The organism is Limnohabitans sp. Rim8, from assembly GCF_943326455.1.
Lineage (GTDB): Bacteria > Pseudomonadota > Gammaproteobacteria > Burkholderiales > Burkholderiaceae_C > Limnohabitans_A.
Window position 1 is genome coordinate 82,040 of sequence record NZ_CALPTI020000011.1, and the last position, 14,964, is coordinate 97,003.

The following is a 14,964-nucleotide window of genomic DNA, read 5'->3' on the forward strand; positions in this document are numbered from 1 at the left end:
TGTATTTTGCGTGAAAAGCACGGACTTTGGCCCCATGGGTTGCAAAGACACTCAACCAGACTTTGTTACGGGGCGCGCCTCATGGAAAAGCCCTCAGCAGCTTGGTTTGTAGCCATCCGCTCACCTTGCACCCAACGACCGCAATGGCCGTGCACCGCTGTGCCCAACCATGTGGCTGCAATGCGTTGTCCGTCGTGCGATTCCTCCATCGTGAACTCGCGGCCTTCCAGATCGGCCACCACCGGGTAGCGCTGGTCGCCTTGTTGAAGTTCACCGCGCAGACTGCCCAAGTGTTCCGGGTGTGGAGACAAGTTCAGAGCCCATGGGGTGGTTGAGCCCGCCATTTGCACAGTCCAGTTGCCCAGCAGCTTGTCGGCCCCAAGCGATTGGCCCGGTGGACAGTCGGGTGGGCTCAGGGCCAGGTTGCATCCGGTCAATGCCAAGGATAGGAAAAGCATGGATGCGCTGCGGCCCAAGGGGTTTATCCAAGGTCTCGTCATGGTTTGGCCTCGGCCGCCGCCGTGGCAGCGCGTTGTGCAAATTCGGCCCGCAGCGCCTTGAGTTTTTCGCGCGGGTCTTCTTTGGTGGTGTTTTCGTCCAGGCGCATCTCGGCAATGAAGCGGCTGGGCAGGGCGGCCACGGTTTCACGGCCTTTCTTGCGGCGTTTCGTCCAGCTCACGGCCAGGCTGCGCTGGGCGCGGGTGATGCCCACGTACATCAGGCGGCGTTCTTCTTGCAGACGCAACAAAATGCCCTCTTGGCTGGCCGCTTCGGTAGCGTCTTCGCCCAGTTTGAAAGGCAGCAGACCCTCGTTCACGCCCACCAAGGTCACATGCGGCCACTCCAAGCCCTTGGAGGCGTGCAACGTAGACAGGGTCACCACGTTTTGGTCTTTCTCTCGCTCACTCAGGGTGGAAATCAGCGAGATGGTCTGTGCCACCTCCAACAGGTTTTTGGTCTCCGTCGCCTCGGCGCCCGTTTGAGCCCCGGTCGCGTCTTCGATCTCGCCACCGCAACGCCCAGCCATCCAGTCACAAAATTCCAACACATTCGTCCAGCGGGCCGAAGCCACTTTGTCGTTGTCTTCACCGTCGTACAAGTGCGACTCGTAGCCGATCTCTTGAAGCCACGCCAGCAAAAACGCCAGCGCATCGGTTTTGCCCAAAGTTTGGCGGGCGCGGTATTCCAAGTCGTTGATGTAGCGACCAAACTCGTGCAGGCCGGTGATGGCGCGGGCATTCACGGCGCTGGGCAAGCTGCCTGCAAACAGCGACTCGAACAGACTGAGCTTGTACTGCGTGGCAAAGCTGCCCAGTTGGCCCAGCGTCTGGTGGCCGATGCCGCGCTTGGGGCTGGTGATGGCCCGCAAAAATGCCGGGTCGTCGTCGTTGTTGATCCACAAGCGAAACCAAGCGCACAGGTCCTTGATCTCGGCCTTGTCAAAAAAGCTTTGTCCGCCCGACACTTTGTAGGGGATGTTGGCGCGGCGCAGGGCCTGCTCAAACGGCCGCGCCATGTGGTTGGCGCGGTACAAAATGGCAAAGTCCTTGAACTCGCGGTGTTTGGATTCGAGCGAATGCCCGCTGCGGATCGACTGGATGCGGGCAATGGCCCGGTCGGCTTCGTGCTCTTCGTTCACCGCATCGATCACGCGCACCGGCTCGCCCTCGCCCAATTCGGAAAACAGTGTTTTGGGAAACAGCTTGGGGTTGGGCTCGATCACATGGTTGGCGGCCCGCAGAATAGCGCTGGTGGATCGGTAGTTCTGCTCCAGCTTGATGACCTTCAAATTCGGGAAGTCCACCGGCAAGCGCTTCAGGTTGTCCAAAGTCGCGCCGCGCCAGCCATAGATCGACTGGTCGTCGTCGCCCACCGCCGTGAAGCGGGCTCGCTCCCCCACCAGATGTTTCAGCACCTCGTATTGCGTGGCGTTGGTGTCTTGGTACTCGTCCACCAGCACATGGCCCATCTTGGCTTGCCAACGCTCGCGCACCTCGGGGTACTCGGCCAACAGTTTGAGGGGCATGCCAATCAGGTCGTCAAAGTCCACGCTTTGGTAAGCCGTCAGCCGCTCTTGGTACAGCGCCATGATGCGGGCGATCACCCGGGCGTTGTCGTCAGGCGCTTGCGCTGCAGCCTGCTCGGCGTTCAGGCCCATGTTTTTCCATAGGCTGATGGTCCACTGCCACTGGCGGGCTGTGGCCGCGTCGGTGGTGCCGCCACAATCTTTCAGGATGCTGGTCACATCGTCCGCATCCATGATGCTGAATTGAGGTTTGAGGCCCAACACGCCACCGTCTTCGCGCATGATGCGCACGCCCAGCGCGTGGAAGGTGCAAATCAGCACATGTTTGGCCGCTTGGCCGATCAGGTCCTTGGCCCGCTCGCGCATCTCGGCAGCAGCCTTGTTGGTGAAAGTGATGGCCGCGATGCGTTGGGGCTCCAGCCCGGCTTCGATCAGGCGGCCAATCTTGTGGGTGATCACCCGCGTTTTGCCCGAACCCGCCCCGGCCAACACCAAGCAGGGGCCGGAGACAAAGTTCACGGCTTCGAGTTGGGCGTTGTTCAGGCCAGTTGACATGGAAAAACCAATGGACTCAGCGCACCAAGGGCACGCCGGCTTGCTGCGCCGCCGCGATCAACTGGGCATCCAGCGTGGCCAAGGGCAGGCCTTTCCTCAAGGCCAGCTCCAGATAAGCCGCGTCGTAAGCGCTCAGGTTGTAGCGCCGGGCCAGATCCAGGGTGTCGTGCAAAGCCCGCAGACTGGTTTCACCATCGGTGCCGATGTCAAGTGCCTCGAGCAAAGCCACAAAGGTCGAGGCTTGGGCTTGGGTGATTTTGTCCAAACGCAGGCTTTTGGCCATCACATTGGCCGCCTCCAAGTGCCACAGCGATGGCACCAGTGCGCCGCTTTCTTGCAGGCGGTCCAGCACTTTTTCAGCCAAAACCAGCCCGGCGGGGTTGCTTTGGGGCAGCAGCCACAGCATGGCCACCGAGTTGTCGAGCACCAAGCTCATGCCCTGCCTTCACCGATCAGGGCGGCCAGGTCCACCCCGGTGCCTGCGCCGTTGTCTTGTTGCTGACGGGTGAACGCACGCATTTTGGCCACCGCTTCGGCGCGTTGTTGGTCAGACGCATCGACCGGCACCAAGCGTGCCACGGTGACACCCCGTACCGAAATGTCAAATGTTTGGCCGGCCTGCACCTGACGCAAGAACTGCGGCAAGTGGGTCTTGGCCTCATAAGCGCCGATGGTTTGAATCGTCATGGTGACCGGCTTTCCGGAGAATGGAAAAGCGATTGTAGACCAGTTCAGTAGACCAGTTAAGAGGCTTGCTTCGGATTACGGTCGGAGCGCATTTGGGGGATATGGATCTTTTGTCATTTGGAAACCAAGAGAATCATTGTTATATAAATATGTAGCATTCTGACGATTGGGAAATGCGCTCTGAACGCTCACAAGCAGAAAGATGCACCAAATGGAAAGGCCGCTATATGCGGCCTTTCACATTTGTTCTGCCGAAATCACGCTACACAGCACTATGGGGGGCTGAACTGCGACTCGGCATGGCGTGCCCTGGCATGGCGAAAGCGTACTGGTTTACCCCGACAATCGGGGCATGTTAGAAATTTTCCGCGTCACTTTTCCGTTTTTCGCGCTGGTTTTGTGTGGCTATGCTGCCGCCCGCCTGCGCATGTTGCCCTTGGAGGCCATCCCCGGCTTGAATGGCTTTGTGCTGTTTTTTGCGCTGCCATGCATGTTGTTTCGGTTTGGATCTGATACGCCCATTGCGCAGTTACTGGATGCGGGGGTGTTTTTCACCTACTTGTTTTGCGCTTTGGTGATCGTGGCTCTGAGCATCGGCATCAGCTTGAACCGCCGTGTGCGTTGGAACGATGCCTCCCTGGGCGCTTTGGTGGCGGCTTTTCCCAACACCGGTTTCATGGGCGTGCCTTTGTTGGTTGCCTTGTTGGGCACCCAAGCCGTGGGGCCGGCGATCGTAACCATTGTGGTCGACCTGGTCATCACGTCTTCTTTGTGTGTCGCCTTGTCTCGCATGGATGCGGCTGGCCAGCACGGCGCGGCCGTTGCGGCGCGCAAGGCCTTGGTGGGGGTGTTGCGCAACCCGATGCCTTGGGCCATCAGTGCGGGGGCAGCGTTTTCCTATTGGAATTTGGAGTTGATCGGCCCGGTGAGTAAAACCGTAGGATTGTTGGCCGATGCCGCTTCACCTGTGGCCTTGTTCACGATCGGGGCGGTTTTGGCCCGCTCGGCCATGTTGGCACATGAACGAGAAGACGGCCCTTTGCGTGTGCTCGACTACCTGCCAATTGCTGTGATCAAACTCATCGTGCACCCTCTGCTGGTCTTGCTGGTGGGCCTGACCGCTGTGCAATGGGGTGTGCCGCTAGAGCCCTTTGCCCTGCAGGTCATGGTTTTGGTGGCCGCCTTGCCAAGTGCCAGCAATGTGTCTTTGCTGGCTGAGCGATTGGGCGCCGACAACGGACGCATTGCCCGCATCATCATGGTGACCACGGTGGCGGCGTTTGTGACCTTCTCTGGCGCGGTGGATTTTTTCAAGGCTTAGCCATGATGGTTTGTCAAAGGCTGTGCATGCGCCCATGGCTTTTGTCAGGCGTGGCCAAGGTACAAAGCCCGTAAAATCAAAGGTTCGCGCAAAGGTTGCGCCCATTCCACTCTGGCCAGCTCGCTGCTGGCCTCGTTCAGGCCATGTTGACCTTCCAACAGATCATTCTCAAATTGCAGCAGTACTGGGATGCCCAAGGCTGCGCCTTGCTCCAGCCCTATGACATGGAAGTCGGCGCGGGCACCAGCCACACCGCCACGTTTTTGCGCGCCATTGGCCCCGAGCCTTGGAAAGCTGCCTATGTGCAGCCCAGCCGCCGCCCCAAGGATGGTCGCTATGGCAACAACCCCAACCGCTTGCAGCATTACTACCAGTACCAAGTGGTCTTGAAGCCCGCGCCCAGCAACATTCTTGAGCTGTATTTGGGTAGCTTGGAGGCGCTGGGCTTTGACCTGAAGAAAAACGACATCCGCTTTGTCGAAGACGATTGGGAAAACCCGACGCTCGGCGCTTGGGGCTTGGGCTGGGAGGTTTGGTTGAACGGCATGGAGGTCACGCAGTTCACCTATTTCCAGCAAGTGGGCGGCATCGACTGCAAGCCGATCACAGGCGAGATCACCTACGGTCTGGAGCGATTGGCCATGTATCTGCAGGGCGTGGACAACGTCTACAACCTCAAATGGACCGACACTTTGAGCTATGGCGACGTGTACCACCAAAACGAGGTGGAACAGTCCACCTACAACTTTGAGCATTCAGACGCAGAGTTTTTGTTCACCGCGTTCACCGCGCACGAAAAACAGGCGCAAAACCTGATCGTGCAGCAGCTGGCGCTGCCCGCCTATGAGCAAGTGCTCAAGGCCGCGCACACCTTCAACTTGCTGGACGCGCGTGGCGCGATCAGCGTGACCGAACGCGCCGCTTACATTGGCCGCATCCGCAATCTGGCCCGCAGCGTGGCCCAGAGTTATTACGAAAGTCGCGAACGTCTGGACTTCCCGATGGCCCCGCGTGAATGGGTTGCGCAAATGCCCAAGAAAGCCGCGTGAGGGAGTACGACATGACGACACAAAATTTGCTGGTGGAACTGTTTGTAGAAGAGCTGCCACCGAAGGCGCTCAACAAACTCGGCGCGGCCTTCTCGGGCGTGTTGGCCGAACAACTCAAGGCCCAAGGCCTGGCGCCTGCCGATGCGGTGGTCACGGCGTTTGCCTCGCCCCGCCGCTTGGCCGCGCATGTGACGGGCGTGCTGGCGCAGGCTGCCGACAAAGCCGTGCAGCAAAAGCTCATGCCCGTAGCCGTGGGCCTGGACGCCAGCGGCAACCCCACACCTGCCTTGCTGAAAAAACTTCAAGCACTGGGCGCGGACCTGAGTGACCCAGTTGCAGCCGTAGCGGCCTTGAAACGCGCACCAGACGGCAAGGCTGAGGCTCTTTTTTACGACAGCGTGGCCCAAGGCGCATCGCTCCAAATCGGTTTGCAAAAGGCGCTGGAAGAAGCGTTGGCCAAACTGCCTATACCCAAGGTCATGCAGTACCAGCTCGAAACCGATTGCGAACTGCCCGGTTGGAGCAGCGTGAACTTTGTGCGCCCTGCGCACAGCCTGATCGCGCTGCATGGCAGCACCGTAGTGCCGGTCAAGGCGCTGGGCCTGACAGCTGGCAACAGCACACAAGGCCATCGTTTTGAAGCCAAAGTTTTGCCCGTGCTGTTGCCGCATGCGGACCAATACGACGAAGTCCTCAAGCGCGATGGCTCGGTCATCGCCAGCTTTGCCGAGCGCCGTGCCGAAATCGTGCGCCAGTTGCAAGCTGCTGCGGCCAAAGTCGGTGGCGGTTGCCAGCCGATTGAGGACGACGCCCTGCTCGACGAAGTGACCGCGCTGGTGGAGCGACCCAATGTGTTGACTTGCCAGTTTGAGCAAGAGTTCTTGGGCGTGCCGCAAGAGTGCCTGATCCTCACCATGAAGGCCAACCAAAAATACTTCCCCTTGCTCGACGCATCGGGCAAGCTGACGAACCGTTTCTTGGTGGTGAGCAACATCACCCCCGACGATGCTTCGTTCGTGATCGGTGGCAACGAGCGCGTGGTGCGCCCGCGTCTGGCCGACGCCAAATTCTTCTTCGACCAAGACCGCAAAAAAACACTCGAATCGCGTGTCGAAGGCCTGTCCAAGGTGGTCTATCACAACAAGCTGGGCACCCAAGGCGAGCGCATGGCGCGCGTCTGTGCGATTGCCAAAGCCATCGGCCAGCAACTGGGCGGCGATCTGTTGGCCCAGCAGGCCGAGCAGGCCGCACGCTTGGCCAAGACCGATTTGTTGACCGACATGGTCGGCGAATTCCCAGAGCTGCAGGGCATCATGGGTGGTTATTACGCTCGCCACGATGGTCTGACCAGCGAGGTGGCCGAAGCCATCGAGGACCATTACAAGCCGCGCTTTGCAGGCGACGACTTGCCGCGCAATAACGTGGGCTTGGTGGTGGCGCTGGCCGACAAGCTCGAAACCTTGGTGGGCATGTTCGGCATCGGCAATGTGCCCACGGGCGACAAAGACCCGTTCGCATTGCGTCGTCACGCTTTGGGCGTGATCCGCATGTTGGTGGAGAAAGATGTGGCGCTGGGCTTGCCCGAATTGCTGGCTTTGTCTGCGCCGGTGTTCGGCGACAAGATCGTGGGCACAGCGGACGCTCTGATTGAGTTTTTCTACGACCGCTTGTCCGGCAGCCTGCGCGAGCAGGGCTTCAGCGCACAAGAGGTCGATGCCGTCATGGCCCTGCGTCCCGCCCGTCTGTGTCAAGTCAACCTGTTCTTGACTGCCGTGCGCGCATTTGCTGCACTGCCCGAGAGCCCGGCGCTGGCCGCAGCCAACAAGCGCATCGGCAACATCCTCAAGAAAGCCGGTGAGGTGGACGCCCACGTCAACCCTGCGCTGCTGCATGAAGACGCCGAAAAAGGCCTGTACGCTGCCATGCAAAAGTTGTTGCCCGAATCTGAGGCGATGTTCAAGGCGGGCGACTACACCGCCAGCTTGCAAACCTTGGCAGCGCTGCGCGCCCCGGTGGATGCTTTCTTTGACGATGTGATGGTCAACGCCGAAGAGATGGACCTGCGCCTGAACCGTCAGGGCCTGCTCAAATCACTGCATGTGGCGATGAACCGCGTGGCCGATTTGTCGCGCCTGGCCACCTGAACTGAAATCGCCCATGCACACCAAACTCGTTATTTTGGACCGCGATGGCACCATCAACCGGGCCAGTGAGGAGTTCGTCAAGTCGCCTGAAGAATGGCACCCTCTGCCGGGGGCCTTGGAAGCCATCAGTCGCTTGAACCATGCTGGGTACCATGTGGTTTTGGCCACCAACCAGTCGGGCTTGGGACGCGGACTTTTTGACATGGCTGCGCTCAATGCGGTGCATGCCTTCATGCTCAAGTCGCTGGCCGCTTTGGGTGGCCGCATCGATGCCATTTTTTACTGCCCGCATGCACCAGATGAGGGCTGTACTTGCCGCAAGCCTGCGCCCGGATTGTTGCAGCAAATTGAAGAGCGCTATGGCATCGCCTTGGCGGGCGTACCTTATGTGGGCGACAGGCTGCGAGACATGCAGGCGGCGCAGGCGGCTGGTTGCGCGCCGCATTGGGTTTTGACCGGTCGCCAAGACCGTGGAGACCTCAACAGCTTGCCTGCGGGGTTCCCTTCCGACACCCAGGTGCACACTGACTTGGCGGCTTTTGTCGATCATTTTTTGGGCAACGCTGCGACGCCGGGGTTCAGCAAGTCCCAGTCGGTCAGACCTTGAACCTCACCAGATCGCTTTCTGCATGAACTTCATTCGCTCGCTTGCCCATGTTCTTTGGATGGCCATCACCGTGGTGCCTTGGGCGCTGTTTGTGGTGGTGGTCTCTTACTTTGTCAGCAGCACCCGCCTGTATTGGATCTGCGCAGCTTGGCTGCGCTTGGCAGTGAACAGTGGCACTTGGATTTTAGGCATTGAAAACCGCATCCAGGGCATGGAGAACTTGCCCTTGGGCACCAAGGACCCTGCGGTTTTGTTGGTCAAGCACCAGTCCACCTGGGAGACCTTTGTCATGCCCGCCATCATGCCGCACCCGTTGGCTTATGTGTTCAAAAAGGAGCTGCTCAGCGTGCCTTTCTTTGGCTGGGCCATGGGCCGTTTGGACATGATCCACATCGACCGCAAGCAGCGTTCGCGTGCATTTGCCAAGGTGGTGCAGCAGGGACGTCGTCTCATGCAAGATGGCGTTTGGGTCATCATGTTTCCTGAAGGCACGCGCATCCCGCGTGGTCAAAAAGGCGAATACAAAAGCGGTGGTGCACGTTTGGCCATTGCCGCTGGCGTGCCCGTCATCCCGATTGCGGTGACTTCGGCGCGATGCTGGCCCACCAAAGCGTTTGTCAAAACACCCGGCGTGGTGGACATTTCAATCGGTCGTGCCATCTCCAGCGAGGGCCGCAGCGCCGAAGAGTTGATGCTCGAAGTGGAGACTTGGATCGAGTCCGAGATGCACCGGCTCGACCCTGAGGCTTACCCAGCGGTGGCTGGGAACTGAACCCACCCGAGGCCCACCATGCGAGCGCCTTTGCAGTTTGTGCTCGATTTTTTCACCGGGGGAGACCCGGTGGTCACCTCGGCGCCTCCACCGGCGCAAGCCTCAAGCCATGCACCGACATCGGGTGCAGATGCCACTGCCCGTGTGCCTACCTTGTCCACAGAGGCCGCGCTGCCCGCCGCCGCTGGCTTTGTCCATCCTGCCGCCAACCGCCATGCCCAGTTGCAAGGCGTGTCGGTGTCGTTTCGGTTCGAGCGTTCGCGCCGCAGAAGCATTGGCTTTTTGGTGGGGGCCGATGGCTTGGTGGTGCGCGCACCCAATTGGGTGACGCTGCGCGAGGTGGATGCCGCGGTGCAGGAAAAAAGCGCTTGGATTGTGGCCAAGCTCCAGCAGTTCAAAGAGCGGCAGACCGAGCAGTTCCAAAAAGCCATCGAGTGGCGGCACGGCGCTGAGGTGCCTTTTTTGGGGCGTACGGTGCAGTTGTGTGTGCTCGAGCGCGGCGTGGGTCGAGTCTTGGGGCAAGACCTGTCCCCCGAGCATGTTTTGCCGGTCACGGTGCCGCCAAACGCCTCGGTCACACAGGTTCGTGACGCCGCACAGGTCTGGCTGAAAAAGCAAGCCAAGCTTTTGTTTGAAGAGCGATTGCGCCACTTTGCACCGCTCTTGGGTGTGCGTTGGCAAAAGCTCAGCTTGTCGAGCGCTAGCACGCGCTGGGGCAGCGCCCGCAACGATGGCCATATTCGCCTGAATTGGCGGCTCATCCATTTGCCCATCAGCCAAATTGACTATGTGGTGGTGCACGAACTGGCCCACTTGCGCGAGATGAACCACAGCCCCCGCTTTTGGGAAACCGTGGGCGAGGTCATGCCCGATTACGCGCAGCGGCGCAAAGCTTTGCGTCAATCCCCGGTGGGTTTGGCCGACGATTGAGGTGCGAGGGTCTTGAACCGGTAAGTGCCTGCGGCATCTTGTTCGCGTGAAAGGCGGCCACTCAGCCACAGCAAGTTCAGATGGGCCACAGCTTCGCCCATGGCAAAGGTGGTTTGGTGCACGTCCAGCGCGCGTTTGAAGATCAAAGGCAAAACATCGTGGGCGCACAAGGCCTGCGTGCTGCAAGCAATGACCAACTCCTCGAGCCGCTCGACATGGTGGCTGCGCAGCTGGGCAATGCGGGCGGCTGCACCTTGAAAGGGGCGCCCGTGCGAGGGCATGACCAAAGTGCTGTCAGGCAGTTGCTGCATCTTGTCCAGCGAATCCAGAAAGTGTTGCAAAGGGTTGCCATCGGGCTCCATCGCATAAACACTGACATTGGTCGAAATTGAAGGCAACAGCATGTCGCCGCTGATCATCAGTTGCTGCGTGTCATCGAGCAATGCCATGTGTTCGGGAGAGTGGCCGTACCCACTGATGCATTGCCAGAGGCGCTCGCCGATGCGTATCTGCATCCCAGACATCAAGCGCACGTGAGCAGCCGGCACCTTGGGCACCATGCTGGGGTAATACCCCATGCGCGATTTCACCACCGCCAGATCTTCGGCTTTTTTCCAACCATGGGCGTTGAAAAAACGCACCGTCGGGTCACCCCCAAAGTTGGACAAGCCATGGCACGCCAGCAGGGCTGACTGGTATTCACTGGTGCTCATCCACAATGGCGCCTGCCAGCGTTCGCACAGCCAGTGGGCCAAACCCATGTGGTCGGGGTGCATGTGGGTGGCCAGCACGCGCAAGATGGGCAGGCCTTGCAGCACGTTTTGTTCGATCTGCTCCCAGGCCCTGCGGGTGGCGGGGTTGTCAACGCCGCAATCTACGGCCGTCCAGCCTTCTTGCCATACGTCAGGCTGGCTCGGGTGGGGCAGCCGATCGCGCAGCAACCAGAGGTTGATGTGGTTCAAGGCAAAGGGCAGTCCCATGCGCAGCCAAAACACACCGGGTGCCAATTCAAGGGCCGAGCCCAGCTCAGGCAGCTGTTCTTGCAGCGGGTAATTCAAGCCGGACAGGGGTGTCTGGTCCCTCTTTGGGGTTTGGACCGGTTGGGCCAAAGCGTCGGTGGGCAAAGAGGTCATGGCGGCACGGGTTTGGGTTAGCATTCGGGCTTTGACGTTGACGTTAACGTCAAACATGCATTTCATTCTAGGGGGCGGCTTTTGATGAGCCTGTCCCTCTTGCGCAAGCTCAGGGGACCCATGCCATGGCAAACACGTACACGATCAGTGATTTGGCTCAGGAATTTGATCTGACCACCCGTGCCATTCGCTTTTACGAAGACATGGGGTTGCTGGAGCCTGAGCGCTCTGGGCCAGGAGGGCGCAACCGCGTGTATTCGGCCCGCGACCGCACTCGGCTCAAATTGACTTTGCGGGCTAAACGCCTGGGGCTGTCTTTGAACGAGGCCAAAGACTTGATCGACATGTACGACAGTCCGCGCGACACGGTGCCCCAGCTCAAAAAGTTTTTGGTGGTCTTGGCGGAACACCGGCAACAGCTGGAGTCTCAGCTGTCTGATTTGGAGGCGACCTTGGACGAGGTCAAAACCCACGAAAAAGAAACCCGTAACCTGCTGGTCAAAGCCTCGAAAACTGTCAAATTGGTCTGAGCTTGCAGGTCGATCGGCTTGGATTTCGGATTGACGTTGACGTAAACGTCAATTACAGTGATGGTCTGTGATTCAACCTTGGATGTGATGTGACCTCTGCCATTTCTGCCCACGAGCGCGTTGCCCAAAGCTTGGCCCGTCAAGGCATGATGAACCACTTGGGCGTTCGCTTGTTGTCGGCCACCGAGGGCCAGGTGGAGCTGGCTTTGCCCTACAGCGACAAAGTGACCCAGCAGTTGGGTGGTTTCCATGGCGGGGCCATGGGCGCCTTAGCCGACATCGCGGGTGGCTACGCCGCATTGACGGTCGCGCCCGAGGGCATGGAAGTCACCACGGTAGAGTACAAAATCAACTTTCTCGCCAGCTTTCAGGGTGGCGAAATTCGCGCCATTGGCCGCGTCACCAAGGCGGGCAAACGCGTCATCGTGACCACGGCCGAGTTGGTGCACGTCGATGACAGCGGCAAACGCTCGGACTGCGCCTTGATGCAGCAAACCCTGGTGCCAGTGACAAAAACATATTGATGTTTGGCGTTCGGCCTTGCTTGTGCAGCGTTGAGCGACAACACCACAAACCCAACACCCCCCAACGGAGACCCCATGAACACCCTGCCCGGCCTGAATTTCCAACTCGGTGAAGACATCGACGCCCTGCGCGACGCCGTGCGCGACTTTGCCCAAGCCGAAATCGCACCCCGTGCTGCCGAGATCGACCGCAACGACCAGTTCCCCATGGACCTGTGGCGCAAGATGGGTGATCTGGGCGTGCTGGGCATCACCGTGGGTGAGGAATACGGTGGCGCCAACATGGGCTATTTGGCGCACATGATCGCGATGGAGGAAATCTCGCGTGCCAGTGCCTCTGTGGGCCTGAGCTACGGCGCGCACTCCAACCTGTGTGTCAACCAGATCAAGCGCAACGGCAACGAGGCCCAGCGTGCCAAATACTTGCCCAAGTTGATCAGCGGTGAGCATGTGGGCGCTTTGGCCATGTCTGAACCTGGCGCGGGCTCGGATGTGCTGAGCATGAAGCTCAAGGCCGAAGACAAGGGCGGTTATTTCTTGCTCAATGGCTCCAAGATGTGGATCACCAACGGCCCGGATGCCGACACCCTGGTGGTCTATGCCAAGAGCGAGCCCGAACTGGGTGCGCGCGGCGTGACGGCCTTTTTGATTGAAAAGGGCATGAAAGGTTTTTCCATTGCGCAAAAGCTCGACAAGCTGGGCATGCGCGGCAGCCACACGGGTGAGCTGGTGTTCAACAACGTCGAAGTGCCCGCTGAAAATATTTTGGGTGGCCTGAACAACGGCGCCAAAGTGCTCATGAGCGGCTTGGATTACGAACGCGCTGTGCTCACAGGTGGCCCTTTGGGCATCATGCAGGCCGTCATGGACAACGTGATCCCCTACATCCACGACCGCAAGCAGTTTGGCCAGAGCATTGGAGAATTTCAACTCATCCAAGGCAAAGTGGCCGACATGTACACCGTGCTGCAAGCGGGTCGCAGCTTTGCTTACACCGTGGCCAAAAACCTCGATTTGTTGGGTGCCGAGCATGTGCGCCAAGTGCGCAAGGATTGCGCCAGCGTTATTTTGTGGACGGCCGAAAAAGCCACCTGGATGGCGGGCGAAGGCGTACAAATTTTTGGTGGCAATGGCTACATCAACGAATACCCGCTGGGCCGTTTGTGGCGTGATGCCAAGCTGTATGAGATCGGCGCGGGCACGAGCGAAATTCGGCGCATGCTGATTGGCCGTGAATTGTTTGCCGAAACCTGCTGAGGTTGGTCAGATGCAAACACTGCTTGCCAAAAACCGCGAATGGGCTGCGCGCATGAAGCGCGAAGATCCAGATTTTTTCATCCGCTTGGCCAACCAGCAAAACCCTAAATTTTTGTGGATCGGCTGTTCCGACAGCCGTGTGCCGGCCAACCAGATCACCGGTCTGGACCCGGGCGAAGTGTTTGTCCACCGCAATGTGGCCAACTTGGTGGTGCATTCCGACTTGAATGCTTTGTCGGTGATTCAGTACGCGGTCGATGTCCTGAAGGTCGAGCAGATCATGGTGGTCGGTCACTACGGTTGTGGTGGCGTGCTGGCCACCTTGCGAGGCTTGCGCGTCGGACTGGTCGATAACTGGTTGCGCCATGTGCACGACGTCAAAGTGCGTCACCGTCGCCGCCTCGATCACCTGAGCATCTCGGAGCAGGAAGATACCTTGTGTGAAATGAATGTGATCGAGCAGGTGGGCAACGTGGCATTGACCAATGTGGTTCAGGACGCATGGGCACGCGGCCAGAAACTCAGCGTGCACGGTTGGTGTTATGGCATCAAGGACGGCTTGGCCAAAGACTTGGGGGTGAGCATGACCCATCCGGGCGAGGTGCTGAGCGTGTTTCGAAATGCGCTCAAGCGCTATCCAAGAGGCGGGTGATGCCCATGAGTTTGGCCGACATCCTCGAAGCCATGAGCGCCACCGAACACAAGCGATGGAACTCCTGGAACGACTGTATGCGCGAGTGGTGCAGGCGCGACGATTTCCGTTCGGCCTTACCGCTCTTGGTGCGCGGTGAAGACCCCGACTTCGTGGCCTACATCCGCCGCATTGCCGATGAAGCAACTGGCGAGCACCTCATCATTGCCGACATCCACAAAGACACACTCATTTGAAAGGCTTCACCATGTCACTCGACCCCATCGTCATCGTCAGCGCTGCCCGCACCCCCATGGGCAGCTTCCAAGGCGACTTTTCTGCGCTGGCCGCCCACGACCTTGGAGGCGCAGCGATCAAAGCCGCTGTTGAGCGCGCTGGCATCAGCCCTGAACTCGTCACCGAAGTGCTGTTTGGCAACTGCCTGATGGCAGGGCAAGGCCAGGCCCCAGCGCGTCAAGCCGGCTTCAAGGGCGGTTTGCCCCAGAGCGCGGGCGCGGTCACCTTGTCCAAAATGTGCGGCTCGGGCATGCGCGCGGCCATGTTCGCGCACGACATGCTGGTGGCCGGTACGCACGACGTGCTGGTGGCAGGTGGCATGGAAAGCATGACCAACGCGCCTTACCTGATGCTCAAGGGCCGAGGTGGTTACCGCATGGGCCACGACCGCATCTTTGACCACATGATGCTCGACGGCCTGGAAGACGCTTACGAGCCCGGCCGCAGCATGGGCACCTTTGGCGAAGACTGCGCCGCCAAGTACAGCTTCACCCGCGCCGA

Annotated in this window: 16 protein-coding genes and 1 pseudogene; 12 read left to right on the forward strand and 5 right to left on the reverse strand. The window is 59.5% G+C overall.

Translation table 11 applies throughout. The features are described 5' to 3' along the window. Window positions 1-65: 65 nt before the first annotated feature. Genes Q1M54_RS09525 through Q1M54_RS09540 form a run of 4 tightly spaced genes read right to left on the reverse strand, consistent with a single transcriptional unit; the run spans window position 66 to window position 3,268 of the window. Window positions 66-500, reverse strand: coding sequence for a hypothetical protein (locus Q1M54_RS09525; RefSeq protein ID WP_300556624.1), 435 nt, complete (start codon window positions 498-500; stop codon window positions 66-68). Then, on the reverse strand, window positions 497-2,581 hold the full coding sequence (locus tag Q1M54_RS09530; protein ID WP_300556626.1) for a UvrD-helicase domain-containing protein: 2,085 nt from the start codon (window positions 2,579-2,581) through the stop codon (window positions 497-499). Before Q1M54_RS09530 ends, Q1M54_RS09525 begins: the two co-directional genes overlap by 4 nt. Before the next feature lie 16 nt (window positions 2,582-2,597). Further along, window positions 2,598-3,017, reverse strand: a complete 420-nt coding sequence (locus Q1M54_RS09535; RefSeq protein ID WP_300556628.1) for a type II toxin-antitoxin system VapC family toxin — start codon at window positions 3,015-3,017, stop codon at window positions 2,598-2,600. Continuing rightward, complete coding sequence (locus tag Q1M54_RS09540; RefSeq protein WP_300556630.1) at window positions 3,014-3,268, reverse strand: type II toxin-antitoxin system prevent-host-death family antitoxin; 255 nt, start codon at window positions 3,266-3,268, stop codon at window positions 3,014-3,016. Before Q1M54_RS09540 ends, Q1M54_RS09535 begins: the two co-directional genes overlap by 4 nt. Before the next feature lie 352 nt (window positions 3,269-3,620). On the opposite strand from Q1M54_RS09540, the gene Q1M54_RS09545 reads away from it, so the two are divergent. The 6 genes from Q1M54_RS09545 (at window position 3,621) to Q1M54_RS09570 (ending at window position 10,091) form a co-directional block, all read left to right on the forward strand. Further along, complete coding sequence (locus Q1M54_RS09545; protein WP_300556632.1) at window positions 3,621-4,589, forward strand: AEC family transporter; 969 nt, start codon at window positions 3,621-3,623, stop codon at window positions 4,587-4,589. 143 nt (window positions 4,590-4,732) lie between these two features. After that, entirely contained in the window at window positions 4,733-5,638 is a 906-nt protein-coding gene (gene glyQ, locus Q1M54_RS09550) for a glycine--tRNA ligase subunit alpha (protein ID WP_300556634.1), read from the forward strand. 11 nt (window positions 5,639-5,649) lie between these two features. Further along, window positions 5,650-7,782 carry a glycine--tRNA ligase subunit beta gene (gene glyS, locus Q1M54_RS09555; RefSeq protein WP_300556636.1) on the forward strand — a complete coding sequence of 711 codons (2,133 nt, stop codon included), beginning with the start codon at window positions 5,650-5,652 and terminating at the stop codon, window positions 7,780-7,782. Window positions 7,783-7,795: 13 nt separating this feature from the next. Further along, the gene (gene gmhB, locus Q1M54_RS09560; protein WP_300556638.1) at window positions 7,796-8,389 is read left to right on the forward strand and encodes a D-glycero-beta-D-manno-heptose 1,7-bisphosphate 7-phosphatase; all 594 of its coding nucleotides are present in this window, start codon (window positions 7,796-7,798) and stop codon (window positions 8,387-8,389) included. A gap of 22 nt (window positions 8,390-8,411) precedes the next feature. Then, window positions 8,412-9,161 (forward strand): lysophospholipid acyltransferase family protein, encoded by a 750-nt coding sequence (locus tag Q1M54_RS09565; protein WP_300556640.1) that lies wholly within the window; start codon window positions 8,412-8,414, stop codon window positions 9,159-9,161. Between the two features lie 18 nt (window positions 9,162-9,179). Next, entirely contained in the window at window positions 9,180-10,091 is a 912-nt protein-coding gene (locus Q1M54_RS09570) for a SprT family zinc-dependent metalloprotease (protein WP_300556642.1), read from the forward strand. On the opposite strand, the gene Q1M54_RS09575 is transcribed toward Q1M54_RS09570, so the two are convergent. After that, on the reverse strand, window positions 10,061-11,281 hold the full coding sequence (locus tag Q1M54_RS09575) for an MBL fold metallo-hydrolase (protein ID WP_300556644.1): 1,221 nt from the start codon (window positions 11,279-11,281) through the stop codon (window positions 10,061-10,063). The genes Q1M54_RS09570 and Q1M54_RS09575 overlap by 31 nt on opposite strands. Window positions 11,282-11,349: 68 nt before the next feature. On the opposite strand from Q1M54_RS09575, the gene Q1M54_RS09580 reads away from it, so the two are divergent. The 6 genes and pseudogenes from Q1M54_RS09580 to Q1M54_RS09605 all read left to right on the forward strand — a co-directional run. Continuing rightward, on the forward strand, window positions 11,350-11,754 hold the full coding sequence (locus Q1M54_RS09580; RefSeq protein WP_300556646.1) for a MerR family DNA-binding transcriptional regulator: 405 nt from the start codon (window positions 11,350-11,352) through the stop codon (window positions 11,752-11,754). Window positions 11,755-11,843: 89 nt separating this feature from the next. After that, window positions 11,844-12,278: a PaaI family thioesterase gene (locus Q1M54_RS09585; protein ID WP_300556648.1), complete on the forward strand. Its 435-nt coding sequence runs from the start codon at window positions 11,844-11,846 to the stop codon at window positions 12,276-12,278. 75 nt (window positions 12,279-12,353) lie between these two features. Next, on the forward strand, window positions 12,354-13,535 hold the full coding sequence (locus tag Q1M54_RS09590; RefSeq protein ID WP_300556650.1) for an isovaleryl-CoA dehydrogenase: 1,182 nt from the start codon (window positions 12,354-12,356) through the stop codon (window positions 13,533-13,535). 10 nt (window positions 13,536-13,545) lie between these two features. Further along, a complete protein-coding gene (gene can, locus Q1M54_RS09595) occupies window positions 13,546-14,187 on the forward strand; it encodes a carbonate dehydratase (protein WP_300556652.1) in 642 nt (213 codons plus the stop codon). Then, on the forward strand, window positions 14,187-14,423 hold the full coding sequence (locus Q1M54_RS09600) for a hypothetical protein (protein ID WP_300556654.1): 237 nt from the start codon (window positions 14,187-14,189) through the stop codon (window positions 14,421-14,423). The genes can and Q1M54_RS09600 overlap by 1 nt, the downstream gene beginning before the upstream one ends. A gap of 11 nt (window positions 14,424-14,434) precedes the next feature. Then, window positions 14,435-14,964 (forward strand): annotated as a pseudogene (locus Q1M54_RS09605) (acetyl-CoA C-acetyltransferase); the annotation flags it as partial.

Excerpts from the sequence above, each read along its gene's own strand:
- Q1M54_RS09525 (WP_300556624.1), bottom strand. The coding sequence starts at position 500 with ATGACGAGACCTTGGATAAACCCCTTGGGCCGCAGCGCATCCATGCTT.
- Q1M54_RS09530 (WP_300556626.1), bottom strand. The coding sequence starts at position 2,581 with ATGTCAACTGGCCTGAACAACGCCCAACTCGAAGCCGTGAACTTTGTC.
- Q1M54_RS09535 (WP_300556628.1), bottom strand. The coding sequence starts at position 3,017 with ATGAGCTTGGTGCTCGACAACTCGGTGGCCATGCTGTGGCTGCTGCCC.
- Q1M54_RS09540 (WP_300556630.1), bottom strand. The coding sequence starts at position 3,268 with ATGACGATTCAAACCATCGGCGCTTATGAGGCCAAGACCCACTTGCCG.
- Q1M54_RS09545 (WP_300556632.1), top strand. The coding sequence starts at position 3,621 with ATGTTAGAAATTTTCCGCGTCACTTTTCCGTTTTTCGCGCTGGTTTTG.
- glyQ (WP_300556634.1), top strand. The coding sequence starts at position 4,733 with ATGTTGACCTTCCAACAGATCATTCTCAAATTGCAGCAGTACTGGGAT.
- glyS (WP_300556636.1), top strand. The coding sequence starts at position 5,650 with ATGACGACACAAAATTTGCTGGTGGAACTGTTTGTAGAAGAGCTGCCA.
- gmhB (WP_300556638.1), top strand. The coding sequence starts at position 7,796 with ATGCACACCAAACTCGTTATTTTGGACCGCGATGGCACCATCAACCGG.
- Q1M54_RS09565 (WP_300556640.1), top strand. The coding sequence starts at position 8,412 with ATGAACTTCATTCGCTCGCTTGCCCATGTTCTTTGGATGGCCATCACC.
- Q1M54_RS09570 (WP_300556642.1), top strand. The coding sequence starts at position 9,180 with ATGCGAGCGCCTTTGCAGTTTGTGCTCGATTTTTTCACCGGGGGAGAC.
- Q1M54_RS09575 (WP_300556644.1), bottom strand. The coding sequence starts at position 11,281 with ATGTTTGACGTTAACGTCAACGTCAAAGCCCGAATGCTAACCCAAACC.
- Q1M54_RS09580 (WP_300556646.1), top strand. The coding sequence starts at position 11,350 with ATGGCAAACACGTACACGATCAGTGATTTGGCTCAGGAATTTGATCTG.
- Q1M54_RS09590 (WP_300556650.1), top strand. The coding sequence starts at position 12,354 with ATGAACACCCTGCCCGGCCTGAATTTCCAACTCGGTGAAGACATCGAC.
- can (WP_300556652.1), top strand. The coding sequence starts at position 13,546 with ATGCAAACACTGCTTGCCAAAAACCGCGAATGGGCTGCGCGCATGAAG.
- Q1M54_RS09600 (WP_300556654.1), top strand. The coding sequence starts at position 14,187 with ATGCCCATGAGTTTGGCCGACATCCTCGAAGCCATGAGCGCCACCGAA.